The sequence below is a fragment of the Vreelandella subterranea genome (assembly GCF_900111305.1).
In the GTDB taxonomy this organism is placed as follows: Bacteria; Pseudomonadota; Gammaproteobacteria; order Pseudomonadales; family Halomonadaceae; genus Vreelandella; species Vreelandella subterranea.
In genome coordinates, this window is record NZ_FOGS01000003.1 from 111,814 (window position 1) to 136,918 (window position 25,105).

The following is a 25,105-nucleotide window of genomic DNA, read 5'->3' on the forward strand; positions in this document are numbered from 1 at the left end:
ATTGGCATGGGCAACGCGTCAATCAGCTGTATAGCCCTCGCGAGCCGTAGCGCACGATCATTTGTTCTTCGCAAAATTTATCGAAACTCAGGTCCAGCACCCTGCCCGGCCAACGAAACTCAACACGCCCTTCCTTGGGGTAATACACCGAGGTGTAGACGGTTCCAAGGCCGCGCTGGTAGTCGTGGCGAAACAGGGGAGGCGCGGAAAACGCCGCTATCAGGCGCTCGTTCGTGGTCTCGTCATCGTCCACCAGAATCGAAAGCTGACGCTCGCGGATCAGCGTTTCCGAGGCCAGCGCGTGGGCGTACCATTCGATTTTCTTTTGATGATTGGTGGCAACCGCAACTCGCCGGATATTGGCGCGGCGGTCCGGCGCAATCATCGCCGTGACATAGCGCCCACAGGCATCCGTCACGGTAATGTTGTAAGCCATGTGCGTGGGCACGCGTTCAAGTACGGCCGCCGCTTCGGGCACCGTATCGCAGAATTCAAGGATGTAGCGCAGAATGATCGGCGCGCCAAAGCCATCCCCGACCACCTTGCGCCCACCGAATGCCAGGGAGACGGCAAGCCCCGAATCGTTCATTCCATCCAGCACGCCCCACAGACAGTCCGACATGGCAATCACCCGGCGCTGATTCCAACGGGTGTAGAGAATCGTGCCCTCGCACAGCTCCGGTGGATAATCATAGTTGCGTGCCAGCACGGTAGACGTCGGCCTTGCCAACACCGCCTGGGAACAGCCGGTGATATAGGGCGGCGGCCGGTAAAGACTGAGCAGCCGCGATGCCAGATCGCCACCACCTGTCAGTGTGCACAGGGTGCGATAGGTATCCAGCAGCTCCGGCATGTGATGACGAAAAGCGTTGTAGCACTCCAGATAGGAGGGCCGTTCACGTTCACCTTCGGAAAGGTACCAGGGCTCATAGGCAGGCCAGTGGTACTCAAACAACGATTGCCACTTGGGCCCCGCCTGCTCTTCATGAACGGTGCGAAACGTCAACGCCTTGTCCAGCTCGATCCCTGGCGTACGGCCCGCTGATAAATTTCCGTCCATACTCACAGAATCTTGAAGTTGCCACCGCCGATCGCATGGCTGACGGCAACTCCCTCCACCACAGGATCTTGCAGCGCCTGACCCGCATATTCACCGCGAATGCCTTTGATCCAGGCCTTGGCCCGCTCATTGAGATTGAAATCGTCGTCCATCAGGCGACCGCGGGTGATGAGAATGCCAAGATCCGCGCCTTCGTAGCGGAAGTCACCGGCACCGCTAATGCGCATGAAGAAGGCTTCCTGCTCGTTTTCAGCGGCGTGGGGATGGTAGCTGTAGTGGTCATAGTTGATGCTGCCGTCGTCGCTGATACGCCATACCCCTGTCTTTGGGGCCTGGGTAAGCAGGTCCACGCTCTCGTCGGTGTGCTTGATGACCAGCTGGCTCCAGCTGTCGACGCTTTCGGGATGCGCCCAGCGCTCATTGATATCATCGATATCAAGGTCGAAATCGAGGTCTGAAAACTCCAGCAAGTGGAAAAGAAACAGCGGGATATCGGAGTGGGCAAACGCCGCCACGTTAGTCAGCGAACTGGCGCCGGTAACGCGCGGATTGAGCTCGCCCAGGTAGACATCGTCGGTATCCATGTCGATCAGGAAGTCGAGCTCGAAATAGCCGCGGTACCCTTCTTCGCGAAGCGCCTCACCGAATTGGAAGGTATAGTCACGCGCCTTGTCGCGCACCTCCTGGGTAAAGGCACCAGAAAACATCTCGTTGCCGCACCAGCCACCCTTGTAGGGCGTCAATGTCTTGAACCCGACAAGTTCTGTCATCAAGGGGCCAACGACGGTACCGCAGCGGGTGGCGCATGCCTCGATTGCCGAGCCGCGGCAATTGATCCGCTTCATGATCTTGACTTCGGGCTCGGCTTCAATCTCTTCGGCGTGCTTGTAATAGTCTTCTTCATTGGCAATGAAGAAAGTGGTATGCCCGGAGTCGCCAAAGGCGGTCTGCACCACCAGGTCGCTGCCGAGCTCCTGGCTGACCTCACACAGCTCCTGATAGCTGCCGACCTTCGCCAATACGTTGGGCACGCTGGGCACGCCCGCTTTATTGCCGATGCGCACCGTCTCGATCTTGTTATCCATGCGTTGGCGTAGCGTCGCCGGGGGAAAGGCAATCTTTAGCCCCAGTTGCTTGCAGATGTCTTCGGTATGCTCATCGAACATCAGGAAGGACGCAATACCGGCGTTATCACCGGTGGATCGCGACTGAATGAAATCAATCACCTCCTTATGTTCCAGCAGGTAGTTGTTGATATCTTCAATGCCTTCAAAATCACGCGGAAATTTTTCTTTAGGCACGAAAACGTTTCGCTGCTGCCCCTCAAAACAGTCGATGTAGTTGATATGGCGAAAATTGCTCACCCAGTCGCCAATCCCCAGCAGGTTGAAGTTGGTCGCTGATATGAAGTAAATCGGTTCCTGGTTATTGCGAAAGTGACGACGAACATCGGCAATGGAAGTGATCTTGCTCATGGTTGATGCTCCCTGGGTGGCGGATGGAGTGCGCGTGTTATCAAGCGTCGTCTGTGAGGACGACGGAGCGCTTGAGGGCTCAACAGCATTGCTGGCGGCCTTATTGTTCTGCGCGGGGCGCAATAGCCGACGCATCAGATCCAACAGAAATTTCATCGATGGTCTCCCTTTGCCGGCCATTGCCGGGATTAATGTTCCGGAGGCGTCTCTAGATCAGCGCGTCCGGGCTTTACCAACGGCCCCAAGGTATCCAGGAAGGCGGAAGAGCCGCCTTCGTTTGCATAGAGGGAGAAGTTCACCTTCCGGTCGCGGAAGCTCTTGAGCGGCTGGCCAAGGCCATGCAGGCCCCTCTCGCGTTCGCGTCTCACCCGGTTCAGGTCGATCTCGATGGGTATCACTTGCTCACCACTGCCTGCCTGGTGGATGACGTCGCCAGAAGGCCCGACCACAATCGAGCGGCCATTGCCCAAGGCCCCAGCCCCGTTGATATCGAAGAAATAACACTGATTGAGCGCCGCGTTGGTGCGGGCAATGGAAAGCTCCAGGTCCCGATCAATGGTATCGGTCATGGTGGGGTGCAGAATGACCTCGGCGCCCATGGCGGCCAATGTGCGGGTCGTTTCCGGGAACCACATGTCGTAGCAAATGGAGATCCCAAAGCGCCCGACGTTTGGAACGTCAAAGACAACAAATTCGCTGCCGCTTTCCACACCGGCTTCAAAGGGACGGAACGGGAACATCTTGCGGTAACGCGCCACCACCTGACCCATGGGGTTGATGACCACGGAGGTGTTGTAGATGTGTTCGCCGACCTGCTCAAACATGGAACCCGGTATCAACCAGATGCGATGCTGCAAAGCCAGTTGGCAGAACATCGCCTCGGTATCACTGGGCAAGGGTTGGGCATGATGGGGGGAAGCCCCCATGGGCATGAGTTCACTGAACAGCACCATCTGAACCTGAGGAAAACGGGCCATCAGTGCGTCAACTCGATGACGCATGGCTTCGGTATTATCGCCGTGGTGCAGGGCATGCATTTGGACACCAGCAATGGTGAAGTAAGACATCGGGTTCTCTCTGCGTTAGGCGAACGAATTGTTTAAGCTTAGCTTGACGATACAGCTCGATGATTCAGGTGCGTATATGCCATTAGGCGAATGAGGAAATATCATTTATCTCATAGTAAGCCAACGAAACGCTGAATTGGCGTTGACCAAGCACCTAGCAATATCAATATTTCAACTTTTTGACGCACTGCCACAATAAGCTTGCCGGGCCGAAGCTCGGGCGAGGACTAGAAGAATGGCTAACGAAATGAGGGAAGGCAAATTCGCCGCACCAGTATGCGTTTTAAACGGCTGATGCGGCGGCTCGCTAAACATCAATATCGATGCCGATAGACTCCCGCTTGACGGTCTTGGTCACAATATAAGTAAAGTAGCGCTCGATACCCGCGTCCGAGACCAGCCACTTGTCCATCAGGCGCTGGTAGCTATCAATGGTGCGCGCTTCGAACTTGACCAGGTAGTCCACACCGCCCCCGACCGCCACGCACTCGGTGACTTCCGGGGTTTGCATCACCAGAGCTTCGAAGCGCGCAAAGCTGTCGGCGTTATGCTGCTTGAGCTCGATCTGAACCCAGACGGGGTTGCGCGGCACCAGTACGTCGGTGTCGATGCGGGCGCTGTAACCTTGAATGATACCGGCATTTTCCAGGCGCTTTACCCGCTCCCAGCACGGGCTGACCGAGAGGTTGATCGCGTCGGCCAGCTTCGACTTGGTGATCCGCCCATCGCGGGAGAGGATGTCGAGAATTTTCAGATCGTAACGGTCAAGTTTCATCACGGTGAATGTTACGCCTCCAGACGCTCAACAACATCGGCAATCACCGCCAGGGTGTCCCCCATATTGATCAGCGAGGGCGCGCGGCGGGCCATTAGAATACCGTCGCGCTCCGCCTTGTAAGCGACCGGCTCGGTACCGCTGCGAGTCATGTCGTACACGTAGGCAAGGGTCTGGCCTTTTGTCACCGTGTCACCCAGCGCCACCAACAGCTCCAGCACGCCTGAGTGCTGGCTCTGCACATAGCAGCTGGCATCGGGCATATCGAGATACGTCTGCCCACCTGCGGGCATCTCTACCTCGCCTTCTGTCAGGCCGTAGTGGATCAGGAAATTACGCACGCCGCGCTCGGTAATCGCGATGCTCTCGGGCGTCGAGGTGCCGCCGCCGCCAAGCTCGGTAGCCACAAACACCTTGCCTTGGCGTTCGCAGGCGGTATCGAAGAGTTTCTCGGCATCCAGCTCGAACATCACCATGGCGTGGGGCGCGCCGAAGGCTTTGGCGCCTTCAAGGGCTGCCTGCTGCTGGCTTTTGTCGTCCAGCACGTGGGAAGCGCCGAAAGGCAGGATATCCAGGGTGCGGCCGCCGGAATGCAGGTCGAGCACCACATCGCTCATCGGCACCAGCACGCGGGTGAAGTAGTCGGCGATTTGTGAGGTGACACCGCCATTGGGGTCCCCCGGAAAGCTGCGGTTAAGGTTGCCTTTATCCATCGGCGAGGTGCGCTTGCCCGCCATGACGGCCGGGGTATTCATGCACGGCACGATAATCACCCGTCCGGTGACGTCTTCCGCCTTCAGCGTTGAAGACAGCTTCAACAGCGAGGTAATGCCTTCGTACTCGTCGCCGTGGTTGCCACCGGTCAAAAGCGCCGTGGGGCCGTCACCGTTTTTGACCACGGTGACCGGGATCATGACCGCGCCCCAGGCGGATTCATCGGTGGAGATGGGCAGCTTTAAAAAGCCGTGCTGCACGCCGTCGGCGTCAAAATCCACGGTGGCCGAAATCGGGCTGGGCCGCTGTTGGCTGGAGGTTATCGTCATGGTGTCTTCCTTAATTACTTAACAAACAGCTGGCGCGGAAAATTGGCCAGGGTTTCGCAGCCGTCTTCGGTGATCAAGATGCTTTCGGTAATTTCCAGGCCCCAGTCTTCCACCCACAGGCCGGGCATGAAGTGAAACGTCATGCCCGGCTGCAGGATGGTCTCGTCTGACGGGCGCAGACTCATGGTACGCTCGCCCCAGTCGGGCGGATAGGAGAGTCCGATCGAGTAGCCACAGCGAGCGCCGCCGCGGTCAAAGCCATATTTATCCATGGCCGCCCCCAGCGCCATGGCAATATCCGCCGTCCGATTACCCGGCTTGGCCACTGCCAGGCCGTTCTCGATGCCCTCCAGCAGCGCCGACTCCGCGCGGATAAAATCCATCGGCGGCTTGCCCAGAAAGACCGTGCGCGACATCGGGGCGTGGTAGCGCTTGAACACGCCGGCGATCTCGAAAAACGTGCCTTCACCTTCACGAAACGGCGTGTCATCCCAGGTCAGGTGCGGCGCCGCGGCGTCCTTCCCCGTCGGCAGCATCGGAACAATGGCAGGATAATCGCCGCCGAACACCTTGCCGTTTTCGTCTTTCCAGCCTTCGATGCCGACGCGGTAAATTTCCGATACCAGCTTGCTTTTGGGTACCCCGGGTTCCATTACTTCCAGAATGCGCGAGTGCATGCCTTCCACGATCCTGGCGGCAATCCGCATGTAGGCGATTTCCTGGGGCGACTTGATCTGCCGACACCAGTTGACCAGGGCGTTGGCGTCCATGAAGCGGGCGTGGGGCAACGAACGCAAAAGGCTCAGGTAGGCTTGAGCGGAGAAATAGTAGTTGTCCATTTCCATGCCCACCACACCCAGGTGCCAGCCCCGATCGGGCATGATCGACTGGGCCAGGTATTCCATGGGGTGCATATCCGGATTCTGGACATAGTAATCCGGGTAATAGGTGATGTTCTCAGGATCAATCCAGCAGGTGAGCAACGCGCCGTTGGCATCCATGCGGCGGCCAAACCATACCGGCTCGCCCTCGAGGCCCACCAGCACGCACTGATGCACGTAAAACGACCAACCGTCGTAACCGGTCAGCCACGCCATGTTGGAGGGGTCACTGACGATCAAGACGTCAATGCCTCTGCCAGCCATTTCAGCACGCACCTTCCACAGGCGGTTAGCATACTCTTCACGAGTGAAGGGCAGGGAAACCTGAGTCATCGGGCAACTCGCCATTAAAGATCACTAAGAACCAGCGCCGCTGGGCCACAGGATCGACCTGGCCACCGCCACAGTAGGCCCGCCAATGTCGTCTTGAGCCGATACTAGCACTCACCCTTGGTTGCCGGTCAAAGCCTTTATTACAAAATGTGCATACGGCATGCGAATCGGTGCTGAAAGACGCTCCCGCGAGCTTTTATACACAGTCCACGTCATAAACACACTTTCCCGCCACGAACGTCTGCTGCGGCTGAAGCTCGCTGTCGAGTAGCGCCACATCGGCATCGAAGCCGATGGCGATCCGTCCCTTGCTGTCATGCAACCCAAGTACCCGGGCCACACTGGTGGAAATGACCCCCAATGCCGACTCAAGCGGCAGCACGCCTTCACGCACCAGGCGCTGCCAATCCGCAATGAGTGCCGTGTTCCGGGCCACCTTCATGCCCAGGTAGACCCCCTGGGCATCGAATTCGGGCAAACTGCCGTTGCAGTCGGAGCTCATGGTAATGCGCTCAGGGGGGACGCCGCGCTCGAGTAGCCGCGACACCGCGTCAAAGCCCGAGAGACCGTCGCCGGGTTCTTCAAAGGCGGTGACATCGACACAGGCGTTGAAAGCTAATGCGTACGCGGCCGCTTCCTCGAGCAAGGCGGGATGGCGATTGACGTGGGTGGGAATCACTTGATCGGCGGGAATCTCGGTGTCAGTGAGCAGTCTGCGCAGGGGTTCCAGCCCTCGCTTGCCGTCACCGAGATGGAAATGGCAGATACCCCGCTTGCCCGCCAGCATGGCCCCCACCCGGGTATCGCTGACCAGGCGTTCGATTTCATCCTGACGCGGCTGGCTGGAGCGGTGGTCCGAAATGGCGATTTCCCCCAGGCCGATCACTTCAGGTATCCAGGCCAGATCGCGCTGGATATCGCCGGTCAGGGTGGGCGGTGGAACGCGATAAGCGCCGGTGTACATATAGGCCGATATCCCCTCGGCCCTGAGCCCCCGCACCTTGGCCAGCAGATCCGCCGGGGAGCGGCTGATACTGTCGGTGCCCAGCACCCCCACCACCGTGCCGATGCCCATCGAGGCGATCTCATGGGCGGTAATTTCCGGACAGCGGGTACCGCAGCCGCCTTCGCCACCGCCGCCGGTGACGTGAACGTGCTGGTCGATAAAGGCGGGCACGGCGGTGAGATGGCGCGCCTCCACGACTCGGATGGGCCAGCCCGCCGGGATCTCAAGGTCACGCCCAAGGGCGGCGATCCGGCCGTCGGCAATCAGAATATCGGTGCCTTCCAGCCGTTCCGGGGCGTAAATACTGCCTACTCGCAACAGGGTCAGCAGTCGGTCGTTCTGGGCGCCGACAGGCATCATGACGGCGCTCCATCGGGTACCGCGCCAGCGGCTGACTGGAAGCGACGCCCCCGGATACGCTCAATGGCGCTATCAACGTCGTCGATCAGCAAGACCAGCAGGTCGCCTTCACTGGCCTCTTCGAAAGCGCGCTCCACGGCCTGCTGTTCTTCCATGATGACCTCGACCCGGCAGTCACCGGGGATGGATTCGGCGCCTTCACGCAGCAGGCGGGCCGCCTCGCCGGGGGTGCGACCGCGGGGGTCGGTCTCGTAGATGAAGACGACGTCGTGCATCTTGGCGAGCAGCGTGCCCAGCGTGAACAGGTCTTCGTCGCGGCGGTTGCCCGGGGCGCTGGCCACGCTGATCCGCCGACGGGCCGGGATGCAGCCAACCAGCTCGCTCAGGGCCTCCAGCGCCGGTACGTTATGGCCGTAGTCGATCAGCACCTTCATGCCGTCGGCATCGATCAGGTTGGTACGCCCGGGGTTCTGCCCCGGCGTGGGGTGGAAGGTCTGCAGGCCCATCTGGATGTCGGCGATGGACAGGCCCAGCGCATAGGCGGCGGCGCTGGCTGCCAGGGCGTTGGCCACATTGAAGCGCGCATGACCTTCAAAGGTAATGGGCACGTCCACTACCGGAATCACCTCGGCCTCGACGTGGCCCTGACGCATCACGATGCGTTCGTTGTGGAGGGTAAAGGCGACGCCCTGGTCGCGGACATGCTGGCGGACGGGGCGGGAATTGGGGTCCAGGGTGAAGAAGATAATATCCCCCCGAGCCCACTGCTGGCCTTCCAGCACCCGGGGGTCGTCGGCATTGAGTACCGCCGTGCCGCCCTGGCGCACGGCATCGATCACGACGGTTTTACACCGCGCCAGCTCATCCAGGGTATGAATATCGTGCTCGCCCAGGTGATCGCTGGCGATATTGAGCAGCACGCCCACGTCGCACTCGTCAAAGCCCAGGCCGCGGCGCATGATACCGCCGCGGGCGACTTCCAGCACGGCACACTCGACCGTGGGCTCGCGCAGCACGATCGCCGCCGCCTGCGGGCCGCTGTAGTCGCCGCGCATAATCACATGATTGTCGATCTCGATGGCGCCGGTGCAGGCCATGCCCACGTTGCGGCCCGCCTGGCGCATCAGGTGTGAAAGCAGCCGCACGGTGGTGGTCTTGCCGTTGGTGCCGGTCACCGCCGCGATGGGAATCCGCCCGGTAGTTTCGCTGTCGGGGAACAGCATGTCGATCACCGGGCGGCCTACATCGCGTCCCTCGCCGTGGGTGGGCGAGAGGTGCATGCGAAAGCCGGGCCCGGCGTTGACCTCGACCACCGCGGCGGACTGCTCTTCCAGCGGTCGGGTCAAGGTCTCGGCGAGCAGGTCGATGCCGATGATATCCAGCCCCACCAGCCGCGCGATGCGCTCCGCCGCGTAGCGCACTTCCGGATGAACATCGTCGGTGACGTCCGTGGCCGTGCCCCCGGTGCTGAGGTTGGCCGTAGGCTTGAGAAAGACGATCTCGCCAGCAGGTATCACGCTTTGCAGGGTCAGGTTCTGTTGACCGATCAGCCGAAGCGACTGGTCGTCCAACTGGATCTGGGTGAGCAGGTTCTCGTGGCCGATGCCACGACGCGGATCGCGATTTTCCTCATCGACCAGCGTCTGGAGCGTGGCAACGCCGTTGCCGACCACATGCGCCGGACGACGCCTGGCGGCGGCCACGAGCTTGCCATCGATGACCAGCAGACGATGATCCTCGCCGCGGATGTACTGCTCGACGATCACCGTGGGATTGCGATGAGCGGCAACATCGAAGGCATCCCGCAACGCCTGATCGTCCTCGATATTGGTACTGACCCCGCGGCCATGGTTGCCGACCACCGGCTTCACTGCAACGGGGTAGCCGATGCTACGGACGGCCTCCAGCGCCTCGTCGAAAGAACCACACACCCGCCCCTGGGGCACCGGAATCCCGGCATCGCCGAGGACCTGCTTGGTCCACTCTTTATCGTCGGCGATGCCGTAGCTGATAAGGTCCGTGTGACCGGTCACCGTTGCCTGGATACGCTGTTGCCGGTGGCCGTGACCGAACTGGATATAGCTGTTTTCCTCGCTCAAGCGGGCATGAGGAATGCCACGCTGGGTCGCCGCCTCGACAATGGCCGCCGTCGAGGGGCCAAGCATGTGGGCGTCGCGCACCTCTCTGAGACGCATCAGGATAGCGTCTAAGTCAATCTCCTCACCGCCGAACAGGCGCTCGACGAGGTCAACCGACTCTACGCCCACAGCCAGGCCGCAGGCTTCATCCCGGTAGCGATAGACGACGTTGTAGATACCGGTGTCGTAGCTGTCGATGGTCTTGCCGTAACCCACCGAAAAGCCAATCAGGTTCTGCAGCTCGATGGCCACATGTTCGACGACGTGGCCGGCCCAGGTCCCCCGCCCCAGGCGTTCCAGAAAGCCACCGGGGCGCCCGACGGAGCAGCGGTGCTCCTGAAAGGTCGGCAGCAGCGTTGTCAGCCGCTCGACGATGCCAGGGACCAAGTCGCTTGGCCGCTCCTCGAGTTCACCGATGTCCAGGCGCATGAAAATGGCCGGATAGCGGCTATAGTAATTCGGGCCGCGCAGGGCCCGGTGCTCGAGAATGTTCATGGGTTCTCCGCGAGAATCGCGCTGAGTTCATGGGGGACAAGATAGCGTCGGGCCTCGACGTCAAAGCCATGGCCGCTGACCATCGCATGGAGGATCATGTGTTCAATGGCCACGGGTTCGCCCATGGCCAGGTCGGCAATGTTCGAACTGGCCAGGTCCCGGCTATCGATAAGGATGACATGCCCCGGACCAATGGCTTCGAGAATGCCGTGGGGGTGAATGATCACGGCGGCATCCTCACCCAGGCCCACTCCCAGGTGCTCCGGGTTGCTGGCACCAACCTCCATCAGCCGCGTAAAGCGCCCGCGCTCGAGAAAGTGGCTATCGATGACCAGGCCGTCGACAAAGCTCAGGCCAAAGGTCAGGTTAACTGCCCCCTTGCGCAAGGCATCGGCGGCGGCGCCGTTATAGATCATGGTACCCGGCATGGCCGCCGCGCCCGCGCTGGTCCCGGCCACCACGGCGCCGTCCAGCAGGCGTTGGCGGATGGCCGTCAGAACCGGCGAGCCACCGAGCACATTGGTCAGCCGCAGCTGGTCACCACCGGTAAAAAAGATCAGGCCGCTCTGTTCGATCAGCCGCACCGTCTCCGCATCGGCGGCTTCCCGGCGGTCGCGTATTTTCAGCTCATGGACCTGGCTTGCGCCCAAACGCGAGAAAGCCGCCTGGTATTCCGGCAGGACCTGGTCGGGGATACCGCTGGCCGTGGCAATGACCGAGACCACCTGGTTACCGTCGGGGATGAGCGAAAAGACTTTCCTGAGGATTTCAAGATCGGAGGTTCTGTCCTCGGCACCACCAATGGCCACGAGGTGACCGGATGCCGAGAAAATGGGAGAGGCCATAGTCCTTTCGCCGCCCAGCGACGCTTTTGAGGAACGCTGAATCATTGCCGATAGCGGCAATGTCGTGTCGCGTGAGTATTAACCCATGCCTTCACTTATAACAGCTGGAAACGCCCCTCGCCAGATTAATCATGGGCCCTCGCCCTGACCCGACCGTGTGAATAGCGCAGAAAGGATCCAGCGTTCTTGCGTATTTGACCAGGCCCCCTAACGATAACCCGCTATACTCCTGGTAAGCGGCCTTCCTCGCGCCCTGGCCTGTCAATCAGGTCAGCACAAGCTCTGCCCTGTCTAATCCCCCTTTCATCCAGGGTTATGGAGTGCTGAGAAGGCTGAGTTTTCGCCAGGAGGCGATCATGAGCCATCGAAATATTTTTGTTGTCGGGCTGGATGAACTGAACCGTCAGCGGCTTGGGCATTTACGTGGGGCTGAACATTACCGCTTCCATGGTGTGATCGAGCCAGAGGAAGTCAATGATACGGAAATCTTTCCTATCGAAGACATGCTGGCCCGAGCCGAAACCCAGCTGAAAGCATTTGGCGAGCCTATCGATGCCATCGTGGGCTATATGGACTTTCCCGTCTCGACCATGCTGCCGCTGCTCTGCGAGCGGCTGGGTACGCCGTCGACCAGCCTTGAAAGCTTGCTCAAATGCGAGCACAAGTACTGGAGTCGACTCGTTCAGAAAGAGGTGATCGGCGACTACATCCCCCGCTTCACCGCCTTTGACCCTTTCGACCCCGATGCCCTTCAGCGCATCGGCGAAGCCGGGCTGTATATGCCCTTCTTCGTCAAGCCGATCAAGTCGTCAGGCTCACGGCTGGGCTTTCGTATCGAAAGCCCCGAAGACTTCGCCTATGCCGTCGAGCGGCTGTGCGAAGGGATCGGGACGATTTCTGAGCCGTTTAATTACGTGCTGGAACATGCCCGGCTGCCGGAAAACGTCCGCTCGGTCGATGGCGGCCACTGCATGGCGGAAGAAATCATCGGCGGCTGGCAATGCACGGTCGAGGGCTACGTCTTCCAGGGGGATGTCGTCCCGTATGGCATTGTGGATTCGATCCGCTACCCGCAGGTGCTGAGCTTTTTCTACTACCGCTATCCGTCGCGACTACCCGATGCCATTCAAACCAAGATGCAGGAGCTTACGCGTCAGATCATGGCCCATATCGGCTATGACAATGCGGCCTTCAACATCGAGTATTTCTGGGACGAAGTGCAGGACCGCATCTGGCTGCTGGAGATCAATACCCGCGTGGCCCAGTCGCATTGCGACCTGTTCGAAAAGGTCGACGGGGTCAGTCACCAGCAGATAACGGTGGACCTGGCACTGGGGCAGTTGCCCGACATGCCCCACCGCCAAGGGGATTTTAAAGTCGCCGGCAAGTTCTTTTATCGGGTATTCTTCAGCGACGCCACTGTCAGCCAGGTCCCCAGTGCCGAGGAGATCGAAACGCTGCAGCAGGCGTTCCCCGGCACCGTGATCACCCTCCAGGTCGAAGCCGGTATGCGTTTATCCTCTCTGCCAGAGCAGGACAGCTACAGTTATGCCCTGGCATACGTGTGGATGGGCGCCGACGACGACCTCGCCCTGGAAGACAACTACGCGCGGCTTGCCGAGCAGCTCCATTTCGCCTTCGAAGACATCGTCGGCTGAGGGTTTGCGCCACTTTTCACAACAAGGAACAGGCCCATGCACATCGTCAGCGATTTTCCGCGCAACGTGCAGGAAGAAGAAGACTGGATCACGCTGTCCGATGGGTGCCGACTGGCCATCCGTATCTGGCGCCCGGTGGATGCCGAAAGCGACCCGGTACCCGCCATTCTCGAATACCTGCCTTATCGCAAACGCGACCTGACGGCGATGCGCGATGCCCAGACACACGCCTACTGGGCTGGCCACGGCTACGCCGGGGTGCGGGTCGATATGCGCGGTAGCGGCGAGTCGGACGGCGTGCTGACCGACGAATACCTGCAGCAGGAACTCGACGATGGCGTCGAGATTCTGCAGTGGCTCGGCAAACAGCCCTGGTGTACCGGTGACGTCGGCATGATCGGCATCTCCTGGGGCGGGTTCAACGGCCTGCAGATCGCGGCGCTCCAGCCGCCCGAGTTGAAGGCCGTCATCACGCTGTGCTCCACCGACGACCGCTACGCCGATGACGTTCACCACATGGGCGGCTGCCTGCTGGGCGACAACCTGTCCTGGGCCTCGACCATGTTCGATGGCAATACCTGCCCCCCCGACCCGCAGTTGGTCGGCGAGCGCTGGCGTGAGATGTGGATGGATCGCCTGGAAAACAGCGGGCTCTGGCTGTCGACCTGGCTCCAGCATCAGCGCCGGGATGACTACTGGAAGCATGGCTCGGTGTGCGAAGACTTCTCGCGCATTCGCTGCCCCGTTTATGCCGTCAGCGGCTGGGCCGATGGCTACTGCAACGCCGTCTTCCGCCTGCTCGAGGGGCTCGACGTGCCGCGCAAAGGCCTGGTGGGCCCCTGGTCGCACAAGTACCCGCACCTTGGCGTTCCCGGCCCGGCGATCGGTTTTTTGCAGGAGACGCTGCGCTGGTGGGACCATTGGTTGAAAGGCAAGGAAACAGGGATCATGGACGAGCCCATGCTGCGCGTCTGGATGCAGGATTCAGTGCCCCCGTCGGCCCGCTACGAGGAACGCCCGGGGCGCTGGGTCGCCGAACCGAGCTGGCCCTCGCCGCGGATTGAGCCCAAACACTTCCGGCTGACCAGCGGTCACGATCTTCTGCCTTTAGTGCAGAGCCCCGCCGGGCTGGGCGCGGACGACGAGGTGCCGCTCAGCATACGTTCACCGCTGTCGGTGGGCCTGTTTGCCGGGAAGTGGTGTTCTTATAATGCGCCCCCGGATTTACCCCACGATCAACGCGACGAGGACGGCGGCGCGTTAGTCTTCCAGACCGCCCGGCTCGATCACGACATCGAGATATGCGGGCAGCCGTTTGTGGAACTCGACATCGAAGCCGATCAGCCGGTGGCGATGGTGGCGGTCCGGCTCAGCGATATTGCCGAGGATGACAAGGCCACCCGGATTTCCTACGGTCTGCTCAACCTGACCCACCGCGACAGCGACGAATTCCCCCAGCCCCTGGAGCCCGGCAAGCGTTACCGCGTGCGGGTATCGCTCAAGCACATCGCCCAGAAGTTTCCCGTCGGCCACGCCATACGGCTGTCGCTCTCGACCAGTTACTGGCCGCTGGCCTGGCCGTCGCCGGTTCCCGTCAAGCTGACCGTGCACCCTGCCGGCTGCCAGTTGATCCTGCCCAGCCGTGAGCCCCAGCCCCGGGAAGAGGCGGCGCTGCCCGCCTTTGGCGAGCCGGAAGGCGCACCGCCACTCGCCGTGAGCCTGTTACAGCCCAGTCAGGAAAGCTGGCGGGTGATACGCGACCTGGCCCAGGACCAGACCACGCTTGAGGTCATCAATGACGAAGGCACCTTCCGCCTGGATGATATCGATCTCGAACTTTCGTCACGGGTGATCGAGCGCTACACCTATGCTTACGGCAACTACGACAGCCTCAGCGGCTGGACCGAGTGGGAGCGTCGTTTCCGTCGCGGTGACTGGGAGGTCCGCAGCCTGACCCGCACCTTGATGACCTCCAATGCCACCAGCTTTCGCTTGCGGGCCACCCTGGATGCCTTCGAGGGCGACAGCCGGGTCTTTTCCAAGAGTTGGGACGAGGAGATCCCGCGGGATCTGGTATAAGACGATCCGGGCGCACTGAATGGCAGGGGCAACTGACGCATAAACGCTCACCCCTGCTTGCAGCGCTCTACGAAGCTCCCCATCATGGATGCAACGAACAAGCATCTGAGGGAGACTAGGCAATGAAGATCGTCGTACACATAGACGAGGCCGCAGAGTGGCAACAAGCGCTGGCCGATGCGTTTCCTGATGCCCAGGTCGTCACCAGCGATGCGCCGGCAGATCAGCGTCAAAACGCCGATTATCTGGCCGTCTGGAAAGCGCCTGCGCATCTGCTCGAGGAGCAGACCCAGCTTAAAGGCATTATCAACCTCGGCGCAGGCGTCGACTACCTGCTCAAAACCCCGGGCCTGCCAACGGATGTGCCCATCGTCAAGCTGCGCGATGCGGGCATGGGCGAACTGATGGCCGACTATGTGCTGTATGGCGTGCTGCACTGCTACCGCAGCATGGACCGCTATGCCGCTCAACAGCAGCACGCCAACTGGCAACCGCAGCACGTCGTGGCGAAGTCTCAATGGCCGGTGGGCGTACTCGGCCTGGGGGCGATTGGCCGCTATGTGGCCGATGTGCTACACCAGGCGAGCTTCCCGGTGCTTGGCTGGAGCCGTTCACCCAAACAGATCACCGGTTTACGCTGCTACCATGGCGATGACGGGCTTGACGAGCTCTTGGGCCAGGTGCAGACGGTGGTCACCATACTGCCCGATACCGCCGCCACCCGGCATATTCTTGACGCCGAGCGGCTTGCCAAGCTGCCCGATGGCGCCAGCGTGATCAACCCCGGTCGCGGCAGCCTGATTGACGAGCAGGCACTGCTTGAAGCGCTGGGCAACGACAGCCAACCTGGCCATATCCGCGGTGCCCTGCTGGACGTCTTCGAGGAAGAGCCGCTACCCGACGAGCATCCGCTGTGGCAGCATCCCAGGGTCCTCATCACGCCGCACATGGCCGCCCCCACGCCCCTCAGTGACGCCATCGACCAGGTGATTGATTACGTAAAGGCCTTTGAAGCAGGGGAAACCGTCACCACTATTGACCCTGAGGCCGGTTACTGAAGGCCGAAACAGACGGCGTGCTATCCCGGCCCTGCGGGACAGGCAGTAAACCCTTGTAAACGAAGGAGAAACGTACCATGACGTCGCCCCTCCATGATTATCAACGCCACGACGCCCTGCTGGTCGTCGATATGCAAAACGACTTCTGTGAAGGCGGTGCGCTGGCGATTAACGGCGGCAGCGCTCTGGTGCCGGGCATTAATACCGAGATTGCCGCCGCCCTGAACGCCGGTGCCACCGTGGTGGCTTCCCGCGACTGGCACCCGGTGGACCATGTCAGCTTTAGCCACCGGGGCGGCCCCTGGCCGATACACTGCGTTCAGGATACGCCGGGAGCGGCTTTCCACCCCGACCTCACCCTGCCCGATGAGGTCATTCGCGTCAGCAAGGCCACGGCGTTCAACGCCGACGCCTACTCGGCATTCGATGGCACCGGGCTTGGCGAGTACTTGCGCGAAAACGGTATCCAGCGCGTCGTGGTCTGCGGCCTGGCGCTTGATGTCTGTGTTCATGCCACGGTGCTTGCCGCCTGCCGCGAGGGCTTTACGACCCTGTTGCTGGAAACGCTATCCGCCGCGGCTGACCCTGACGCCGTCGAGCGCTGCCGCCATGAAATGCAGGCTGCCGGGGCCGAGGTACGCGCATGAATGAACCCTTAACGCTGAGCGTTGCAGACGAGGAGTTGGCGCTATTAACCGACCTCTACCAACTGACCATGATCCAGGCGTACTGGAAGGAAGGCATACATGACACGCCCGCCACTTTCAGCCTGTTCTTCCGCCAGTTGCCCCCGTCACGCCGCTTTATCCTCGCCTGCGGCCAGCAGCACGCTGCGGCCAAACTCAGCCAGCTGCATTTTAACGATGCGGCCATTGAAAAACTCGCGTCCACCGGGCGCTTCGACGACGACTTTCTGAATTGGCTCGCGAACTGGCGGTTTTCCGGGGACATCTGGACCGTGCCCGAAGGGACGCCGCTTTTTCCCCATCAGCCGCTGCTTGAAGTGGACGCGCCGATCGCCGAGGCACAACTGCTGGAAAGCCTCATCATGAACCTCGTGCAACTGGAAACCGTGCTCGCCACCAAGGCCGCCCGCATCGTGTGGGCGGCAGGCAACCGTCCGGTGGTCGACTTTGGCATGCGCCGTGTACACGGCATCGATGCTGCCGTGCGTGGGGTCAGGGCCTACAAGACCGCCGGGCTGAACGGTACCAGCAATGTGCTCGGCGGGCTGCGTCATGACCTGCCGCTGAGTGGCACCATGGCGCACAGCTATGTTCTTGCCCATGACGATGAGCCGTCGGCATTTCGTGCATTCGCCCGTCACTACCCCAACACCACCTTACTGGTCGACACCTACGATACCCTGGAAGGTGTCAGGCATGTGATTGACATGCTCCGCGACCTACCCGATTTATCGGTGGGTGCCGTTCGCCTCGACTCCGGCGATCTAGGCCAGCTTGCAGGCAAGGCCCGCGCCTTGCTGGACGATGCCGGTTTCACCGACATCAAGATCATTGCCAGCAGCGGCCTGGACGAGCATGGCATTGCCGAGCTTGTCGCCCAGGAAGCCCCCATCGATGCCTTTGGCGTAGGTACTCAAATGGGCGTTTCGGCAGATGCCCCGGTCATCGATCTCTCGTACAAGCTGGTTGAATACGCCGGGCAGCCAAGGGCCAAACACGCCCCCGGCAAAATCAGCCTGCCGACACGCAAACAGATATACCGCCGCCAGGATGCTGCCGGGCGGTATATTGGCGACACGATTGCCCAACGCGATGACACCCACATTCCCGGAGAAGCCCTTCTGAGCCCGGTGGTACAAAACGGTGTTATCATCCCCGACACGATGGCACAAGCACATCAAGCCAGGGCTCGCGTGGCGGATGCCCTACCGCGTTTTCCTGCCTCGGTGACGGCATTGGAGCAAGGTGAAAGCGATTACCCGGTGGAACTGAGTGACACCCTGAAGCATCTATCGTCCACGGTGTGATAGCACTAGGCTACCCCCGTTGGCTGGACTACTACTTGTCAGGGAAACTCAAAATGCGATGCGCTCTACTACCTCCTCTTACGTACCCGCGCTGCCTTGCGGTAGCGGTGACACTCTGTTTTACCGGCTTGACGACGGCCGTCGCCGACGTGTCGCCCGGCACGGCTTTCTCGACGCCGCAGCCTTTTGAGGCACACTACCGGCTCAAGGTCGACGGCTGGCCAAGTGCCAGCATTACTCACCATTTGAGCCAGGAAGAAAGCCACTGGCGCAGCGACATGCGCTTCTCGATTGCCGTGGTCAGTGGTGAAGAGCGCAGCCGCTTCAGCGTCGCTGACGACGCCACGCGCGCATTGCTTTATAACAGCCGCTACTCGCTGTTTGGCATCGGCAACGACTACCAGCTCAAGGAAGAACAGCTCACGACGCTTGATCGGCAAACGGCCCTGTTCGACCTATCCCGCCGCGCCGGGAAGGAAAACTGCAGCGAAACGGCCCCCTGCGATCTGCGCTTTCTCGATCACGAGGGAGAAGAAGAGCACTACCAGTACTATATGGAAAGCCAAGCCCCCATCAACGTCCCCGCCGGTGAGTTCGACGCGTTGAATGTCATCATGCTCAATGCAGAAAAAGATGACCGTGAGCTTCACCTGAGCTTTCATCCGGACTGGCCCGGACTGTTGCTTTCAGCGGAATATTTCAAGGACGGCGAGCGCGAAACGCAGATTGCCCTGACTGACTTCAACCCAAGCGGGGGCGACACGCCGTAAATGCTTTCCGGATTACTGATTGTCCTTCTCCCGCTGCTGCTGGGTTACCTGGTACCCGTCCCCGCGTTGCGTTGGCAACAGCGCATCAACCATGCCGTCAACAGTGCCGTTTACATCATCCTGCTGCTGATGGGCATTAGCCTGGCCGGGCTTGAAAACCTGTCCAACCAGCTTGCCAAGCTGGGCGGCAACGCCCTTCTCCTGTTTAGTATTACCACGCTGCTTAATCTGGTCGCGCTATGGTGGCTGTCGCGCAGGGTGGCGCTGAAGGCAGGCCAGTCACCGGTGGTCAAGGATGCGCCTACCAGCAAGCTCGCCGCGATGCAGGGCTCGTTATTGTTGGTTGCCGTAGTGGCGGCTGGGGTGATGACCGGCCTGTTGGCCGGCCCGCGGTTTGGGGAAGGGCTGTTTTCCAAGGCCGATTTATTGGCCGAATGGGTTCTCTATGGCCTTCTGGCGCTGATCGGTTGCCAGCTGCGCAACTCGGGCATGCCGCTCAAGCAGATCCTGCTCAATCGCCTGGGGCTGGCCATTGCCGTCACCCTGGCGCTTAGCTCGCTACTGGCAGGTCTGTTGGCCGCCCCGCTTCTGTCACTCAGTTGGAACGAAGGCCTCGCCATGGCTGCAGGCTTTGGCTGGTACTCGCTGTCGGCGATCCTGATTGGCGATCAGTTGGGGCCACTGATGGGGGGCGTGGCGTTTTTCAACGACCTGACCCGCGAGCTGCTGGCATTTATCCTGATTCCGCTGGTGATCCACCGCCACACGGCGCTGGCCATCGGCTACGGCGGCGCCACCTCCATGGACTTCACCCTGCCCGTCATTCAACAACACGGCGGCGTGGCCTGCGTTCCCATCGCCGTGGTCAGCGGGTTTATTCTCTCGCTGCTGTCACCGCCGCTTATTCTGTTCTTTCTGTCGCTTTCGGGTTAGCGATACCCGACGTTCATTGATCAGTATGACGGCATTCACCCCTTACCGCGCTTTTCAGACAGTCTCGCAATGCAAGGCCCGATAGTCCGCGGCCGAATAAAACGGTGAGCTTTGCCAGGGCGGCTTCCAGTGTGATGTCGCTTCCAGCGATCACGCCCGCCTGATTGAGCACGGCTCCGGTGGCGTAGGCGCCCTGTACCACCTCGCCCTGGGCACACTGCGTCACGTTGAGCAGCGCGACGCCGCGCTCGTTGGCCGCTTTCAGGGCGTCAAGCAGCTCGCCTTCAAAGCTAAGCGGGTTGCCTACGCCGTAGCTATACAGCACCAGCCCTTTCAGCGTTTTATCCTCCAGCAGCGCCTTTGCCCGGCGCAGCGACATCCCCGGATGCAGCGGCAGTACCGCGACCGCCTCGTCGTCCACCTCAATAGGGGCAAAGTTAGGCAGACCGCTCAGCAGCGCCGAGGGCTGGGGAAAACTTACGCCAATACCCAGTTCAGCGAGCCAGGGGAAGTTGGGGGAGTCGAAGGCATCCAGGCCTTGCGTGCGCACCTTGCGCGCCCGGTTACCGCGCAATAGCCGGTCATGAAACGCCAGGCTGACTTCACAAGGTGTCGCGGGGTGAGCCGCAAGCTGTAACGCGCTGACCACATTATTCAACGCATCGCTTCTTGGCTCACCCAAGGGAATTTGGGAGCCGGTGAAGATCACCGGCTTGTTAAGCGCGCCGAGCATAAACGAAAGCGCAGCGGCGCTGTACGCCATGGTATCGGTGCCGTGGAGTACCACAAAGGCGTCGTAGTGGGGCCACTGGCTTTCCAGCAGCGCCACCAGACGGTTCCAGGCAACTGGCATTAGCTCGGCGCTATCCATCAGCGGCTGCATCTCAATCACATCAAACGCTGGCAGCCGGTAAGGGTCACCCAGCGCCAAGTGCGCCGCCAGGCGTTCGGCCAGCCCCGCGCAGGGTATATAACCTTGTGGCGATGGCTGCATACCAATGGTCCCACCGGTATAGAGCATCAGTACGCGGGGCATGGGTTCTCCTCTTTTTCTTAGCAATACGTTCCAGTTAACGGCTTACTTCGCAGGCACCCCTTCCAGGCGCTGCTTTAATGCATCGGCCTCTTCGGGGTCCAATTCCCAGGCTTTGGGATCCAGATCGAGATCCGGGTGCTGGTTAGCATCAAAAATCGGCTGTTTGATGCCCTGACGACGCTGCCCGTCGAAGTCTTTCAAAATGCGCAGGCCGCGCTGGAACAGCATGATCAGCGCCAGCAGGTTGACCACGGCCAAAAGCCCCATGGTGACATCGGCAAAGCCGAACACGGTGCCCAAATCGGTGGTCGCTCCCCAGCACACCAGCAGCACGATGGCCACGCGGAAGGCATTGAACAGGTTCTGGTTGTCACGGCTGAAAAAGTTGAGGCTGTTCTCACCCAGATAGTAGTTGTAAAGAATGGTACTGAAGGCAAACAGCAGCAGCGCCAGGCTGACAAAGGTGCGTCCCCATTCGCCCACATGGTCGGCCAATGCGGCCTGAGTTAGCGCGATCCCCTCAACGCCAGCGCCCACAGCGGGGTCGTAAGCGCCGCTAAGCAGAATCAAGAACGCCGTGGCGGAACAGATGATCACGGTATCGATGAAGACCGAAAATGCCTGCACGATACCCTGGTTAGCCGGATGCGGTACGTAGGCAACGGCCGCCACGTTGGGCGCACTACCCAGGCCCGCCTCGTTGGAAAACAGGCCGCGTTTCAGGCCCATCATGATGGCCGCGCCGATCCCGCCACCCATCAGGGGTTCAAGACCGAAAGCACTTTTCACAATCAGCGCGATAATGCCCGGGATTTCACCGATGTTCATGGCAATGACCAACAGCGCAATGGCGATATAGCTCACCGCCATAAAGGGCACCAAAAACTCGGAAATTCGTGCAATCCGCTTGATACCGCCGAAGATAATCAGCCCGACGAGCATTGCAAGGCCGATGCCGCTATACAATACCGGCACGCCGAAGGCGTCACCAAAAGAGGTCGCCACCGAATAAGATTGCAGTGCGGTGAAGGCAAAGCCGAAGGTCAACAGCAGCAGTACCGAGTAGAACGCTGCCAGCCAGCGCCAATGCTTACCCAGCCCTTTAACGATGTAGTATGCCGGGCCGCCACGGTAAGTGCCGTCGCCTTCGGCTTCTTTATACGTCTGCGCCAGGGTGCACTCCAGGAAGCTGGTGGCCATGCCCATCAAGCCAACCAGCCACATCCAGAAAATTGCCCCTGGGCCACCCAGCGTAATCGCCACCGCCACACCGGCGATATTGCCACCACCGACACGCCCGGCTACAGACAGCACCAGCGCCTGGAACGAGCTTAAATGGCCGTGTTGGTTGCGCTTGAAGGCCTGGCCGGAGCCCAGGATACGAAACATCTCACTGAAATAGCGAAACTGCACAAAGCGGGACGCAACGGTAAAACCGATGCCAACCCCCACCAGCAGCACCAGCAGCACCTTCCCCCACAGAAGGTCATTGAGCATATCGAGCATGTGATTCTCTCCGCGTTGTTGTATTAGCGTTATGTTGGAATACGTGGCTATTTAAAATCGCGCGTTTGGAATGCGCGCCGCGGAGAACGTTTTACCAAGCGTGGGGCAGGATGAAATTTGGCGCAGCGTTGCAGTTGTATGCAGTGACTGCATCAGCGGGTGCACCAGAGTGCATCACAAAAAAAGTGCGCGCCTTTTGGGGCCGCGCACTTTTTGTTTAGCGTGATATAAGGAGTGGCGTTATTTCTTTACACTTCCGCCCTCGCCGCGCGTGCCGCGTGAAGCTTCTTATAGCTTTCGATCAAGCGCTGGTGGCGTTCCAGGCCTTCTAGCCGCATGTTGGTGGGCGTTAGGCCATGGAAGCGCACGGAGCCTTCCACCGAGCCAACAACGGCTGCCATGGTCTCTTCGCCAAACATGCGTTGGAAGTTGGGCAGGTAATCATCCAGCTCCAGCTCGTCATCCAGGGCGATTTCCAGCACCGCGTTCACCGCTTGATAGAACAGGCCACGCTCGACGGTGTTGTCGTTGTACTGGAGGAACATCTGCACGCAGTCCAGCGCCTCTTCATGACGCTGCAGCGCCAGATAGACCAGCAGCTTCAGCTCCAGAATGGTCAACTGCCCCCACACGGTGTTTTCATCAAATTCGATACCGATCAAGGTGATGATATCGGTGTGGTCGTCCATCTGGCTGTCTTCCAGGCGCTCGACCAGGTCGGTGAGTTGGTCGTCATCCAGGCGGTGCAGGTTGAGAATATCCTCGCGGTAATCCAGCGCCTTGTTGGTGTTGTCCCAGATCAGATCCTCGATGGGATAAACCTCCGAGTAGCCCGGCACCAGAATACGGCAAACCGGCGCCCCCAGGTCTTCGTGGATCGCCATATAGACTTCGGCCCCCAGCTCTTCAAAGATACCAAACAGCGTCTCGGCTTCTTCCTCGTTGCTGCCGGAGAAGTCCCACTCGCTGAACTCAAAGTCGGGCTTGGCGCTAAAGAAGCGCCAGGAGACAACGCCCACCGAGTCGATAAAGTGTTCAACGAAGTTGTTCGGCTCGGCCACGGTTTGCGAGTTGAAGGTGGGCAGCGGCAGGTCGTTCAGCCCCTCGAAGCTGCGGCCCTGGAGCAGCTCGGTCAGGCTGCGCTCCAGCGCCACTTCAAAGCTTGGGTGGGCGCCAAAGGAGGCAAACACGCCGCCGGTGCGCGGGTTCATCAAGGTCACGCACATGACCGGGAACTGACCGCCCATGGAGGCATCCTTGACCAGCACGGGAAAGCCCTGGGCTTCCAGAGCGTTGATACCCTCGACGATGCTGGGGTATTTCGCCAGCACCTCCTGGGGCACATCCGGCAGAGCCAACTCCTGCTCGAGGATTTCACGCTTGACCGCCCGCTCGAAAATTTCCGAGAGGCACTGCACCTGGGCTTCCACCAGGGTATTGCCCGCGCTCATGCCGTTACTGAGGAACAGGTTTTCGATCAGGTTGGAGGGGAAGTAGACTATTTCGCCGTCGGATTGACGCACATAGGGCAGCGAGACAATACCTCGGTCTTCGCGACCCGAGTTGGTATCAATGAGGTGGGAGCCGCATAGCTCGCCTTCCGGGTTATAGATCGCCAGGCAGTGCTCGTCGAGAATCTCCGCGGGCAGCTCGTCATTCGGCCCCGGCTTGAACCACTTCTCATTGGGGTAATGAACAAATTCGCTGTTCGCAATCTCTTCGCCAAAGAACTGGTCGTTATAGAAGAAGTTACAGCTCAGGCGCTCGATGAACTCGCCCAGCGCCGAACACAGCGCGCTCTCCTTGGTGGCGCCTTTGCCGTTGGTAAAACACATCGGCGAGGCCGCATCACGAATATGCAGCGACCACACGTGAGGCACGATATTGCGCCAGGAGGCGATCTCGATCTTCATGCCCAGATCAGCGAAAATCGCGCTCATGTTGGCAATGGTCTGTTCCAGCGGCAGGTCCTTGCCTTCGATGTAGGTGCTGCTGCCTTCCGGCGCCCCCATCAGCAATGCCTGGGCGTCTTCGTCGATGTTCTCGACCACCTCGATCTGAAACTCGGGGCCGGTCTGGACGACTTTTTTCACCGTACAGCGGTCGATGGAACGCAGCATGCCTTCGCGATCCTTGTCGGAGATATCCTCCGGCAGTTCGACCTGGATCTTGAAAATCTGCTTATAGCGGTTTTCCGGGTCGACAATGTTATTTTGCGACAGGCGGATGTTTTCGGTGGGAATGTTTCGCGCGTTGCAGTACACCTTGACGAAGTAGGCAGCGCACATGGCCGATGAGGCCAGGAAGTAGTCAAAAGGGCCTGGGGCCGAGCCGTCGCCCTTGTAGCGAATCGGCTGGTCGGAGGTGACCGTAAAATCGTCGAACTTGGCCTCCAGGCGGAGGTTGTCGAGGTAGTTGACTTTGATTTCCATGAGCGGGTGTCCGGGGTAATGAGTGTGCCTGGGCGGTTAAATACATGAGCCGGTCGGCGAATGGCCGCCATTATCCAGTTTTTCACCCGCTTCGTCTTGGGGAGTCTCGCGAATCGCCTATTCCGTAGCGTTAACAAGTAGAATGCGCGCTCGCCGGGGATG

19 protein-coding genes are annotated in these 25,105 nt (G+C 60.2%); 7 read left to right on the forward strand and 12 right to left on the reverse strand.

What is annotated here, in order from left to right; genetic code table 11:
* Positions 1–22 precede the first annotated feature (22 nt).
* The 9 genes from BMX75_RS06090 to BMX75_RS06130 all read right to left on the reverse strand — a co-directional run bounded on the left by BMX75_RS06090 (position 23) and on the right by BMX75_RS06130 (position 11,478).
* Complete coding sequence (locus tag BMX75_RS06090; protein ID WP_092826209.1) at positions 23–1,060, reverse strand: C45 family autoproteolytic acyltransferase/hydrolase; 1,038 nt, start codon at positions 1,058–1,060, stop codon at positions 23–25.
* 2 nt (positions 1,061–1,062) lie between these two features.
* The gene (locus tag BMX75_RS06095) at positions 1,063–2,535 is read right to left on the reverse strand and encodes a biotin carboxylase (RefSeq protein WP_092826518.1); all 1,473 of its coding nucleotides are present in this window, start codon (positions 2,533–2,535) and stop codon (positions 1,063–1,065) included.
* Positions 2,536–2,723: 188 nt separating this feature from the next.
* On the reverse strand, positions 2,724–3,602 hold the full coding sequence (locus tag BMX75_RS06100) for a carbon-nitrogen hydrolase family protein (RefSeq protein ID WP_066322515.1): 879 nt from the start codon (positions 3,600–3,602) through the stop codon (positions 2,724–2,726).
* Positions 3,603–3,909: 307 nt separating this feature from the next.
* On the reverse strand, positions 3,910–4,380 hold the full coding sequence (locus BMX75_RS06105; protein WP_092826211.1) for an Lrp/AsnC family transcriptional regulator: 471 nt from the start codon (positions 4,378–4,380) through the stop codon (positions 3,910–3,912).
* A gap of 8 nt (positions 4,381–4,388) precedes the next feature.
* Positions 4,389–5,420, reverse strand: a complete 1,032-nt coding sequence (doeB, locus tag BMX75_RS06110) for a N(2)-acetyl-L-2,4-diaminobutanoate deacetylase DoeB (RefSeq protein WP_092826213.1) — start codon at positions 5,418–5,420, stop codon at positions 4,389–4,391.
* A gap of 14 nt (positions 5,421–5,434) precedes the next feature.
* Positions 5,435–6,634 (reverse strand): ectoine hydrolase DoeA, encoded by a 1,200-nt coding sequence (gene doeA / locus BMX75_RS06115; RefSeq protein WP_092826215.1) that lies wholly within the window; start codon positions 6,632–6,634, stop codon positions 5,435–5,437.
* Between the two features lie 196 nt (positions 6,635–6,830).
* Positions 6,831–8,000 (reverse strand): beta-aspartyl-peptidase, encoded by a 1,170-nt coding sequence (iadA, locus tag BMX75_RS06120; RefSeq protein WP_092826217.1) that lies wholly within the window; start codon positions 7,998–8,000, stop codon positions 6,831–6,833.
* Positions 7,997–10,633, reverse strand: a complete 2,637-nt coding sequence (gene cphA, locus BMX75_RS06125) for a cyanophycin synthetase (protein ID WP_092826219.1) — start codon at positions 10,631–10,633, stop codon at positions 7,997–7,999. The genes iadA and cphA overlap by 4 nt, the downstream gene beginning before the upstream one ends.
* Positions 10,630–11,478 (reverse strand): cyanophycinase, encoded by an 849-nt coding sequence (locus BMX75_RS06130; protein WP_245748391.1) that lies wholly within the window; start codon positions 11,476–11,478, stop codon positions 10,630–10,632. Before BMX75_RS06130 ends, cphA begins: the two co-directional genes overlap by 4 nt.
* A 356-nt stretch (positions 11,479–11,834) precedes the next feature.
* Between BMX75_RS06130 and BMX75_RS06135 the strand changes: the two genes are divergently transcribed.
* The 7 genes from BMX75_RS06135 (at position 11,835) to BMX75_RS06165 (ending at position 19,969) form a co-directional block, all read left to right on the forward strand.
* Complete coding sequence (locus tag BMX75_RS06135) at positions 11,835–13,136, forward strand: ATP-grasp domain-containing protein (protein ID WP_092826223.1); 1,302 nt, start codon at positions 11,835–11,837, stop codon at positions 13,134–13,136.
* A 36-nt stretch (positions 13,137–13,172) separates the two neighbouring features.
* Positions 13,173–15,215 carry a CocE/NonD family hydrolase gene (locus BMX75_RS06140; RefSeq protein WP_092826225.1) on the forward strand — a complete coding sequence of 681 codons (2,043 nt, stop codon included), beginning with the start codon at positions 13,173–13,175 and terminating at the stop codon, positions 15,213–15,215.
* Positions 15,216–15,337: 122 nt separating this feature from the next.
* Positions 15,338–16,273, forward strand: a complete 936-nt coding sequence (locus BMX75_RS06145) for a 2-hydroxyacid dehydrogenase (RefSeq protein ID WP_092826227.1) — start codon at positions 15,338–15,340, stop codon at positions 16,271–16,273.
* A 77-nt stretch (positions 16,274–16,350) separates the two neighbouring features.
* The gene (locus BMX75_RS06150) at positions 16,351–16,920 is read left to right on the forward strand and encodes a nicotinamidase (protein ID WP_092826229.1); all 570 of its coding nucleotides are present in this window, start codon (positions 16,351–16,353) and stop codon (positions 16,918–16,920) included.
* Complete coding sequence (locus BMX75_RS06155) at positions 16,917–18,266, forward strand: nicotinate phosphoribosyltransferase (RefSeq protein ID WP_092826231.1); 1,350 nt, start codon at positions 16,917–16,919, stop codon at positions 18,264–18,266. Before BMX75_RS06150 ends, BMX75_RS06155 begins: the two co-directional genes overlap by 4 nt.
* A gap of 53 nt (positions 18,267–18,319) precedes the next feature.
* Positions 18,320–19,036: a hypothetical protein gene (locus tag BMX75_RS06160; RefSeq protein ID WP_245748393.1), complete on the forward strand. Its 717-nt coding sequence runs from the start codon at positions 18,320–18,322 to the stop codon at positions 19,034–19,036.
* Entirely contained in the window at positions 19,037–19,969 is a 933-nt protein-coding gene (locus tag BMX75_RS06165) for a LysO family transporter (protein ID WP_092826233.1), read from the forward strand.
* Positions 19,970–19,982: 13 nt separating this feature from the next.
* Here the strand turns inward: BMX75_RS06165 and BMX75_RS06170 are convergent, their stop codons facing one another.
* The 3 genes from BMX75_RS06170 to BMX75_RS06180 all read right to left on the reverse strand — a co-directional run bounded on the left by BMX75_RS06170 (position 19,983) and on the right by BMX75_RS06180 (position 24,943).
* A complete protein-coding gene (locus tag BMX75_RS06170) occupies positions 19,983–21,005 on the reverse strand; it encodes an asparaginase (RefSeq protein WP_092826235.1) in 1,023 nt (340 codons plus the stop codon).
* A 42-nt stretch (positions 21,006–21,047) separates the two neighbouring features.
* On the reverse strand, positions 21,048–22,511 hold the full coding sequence (locus BMX75_RS06175) for an alanine/glycine:cation symporter family protein (RefSeq protein WP_092826237.1): 1,464 nt from the start codon (positions 22,509–22,511) through the stop codon (positions 21,048–21,050).
* A gap of 248 nt (positions 22,512–22,759) precedes the next feature.
* Positions 22,760–24,943, reverse strand: a complete 2,184-nt coding sequence (locus tag BMX75_RS06180; protein ID WP_092826239.1) for an OsmC domain/YcaO domain-containing protein — start codon at positions 24,941–24,943, stop codon at positions 22,760–22,762.
* Positions 24,944–25,105 lie beyond the last annotated feature (162 nt).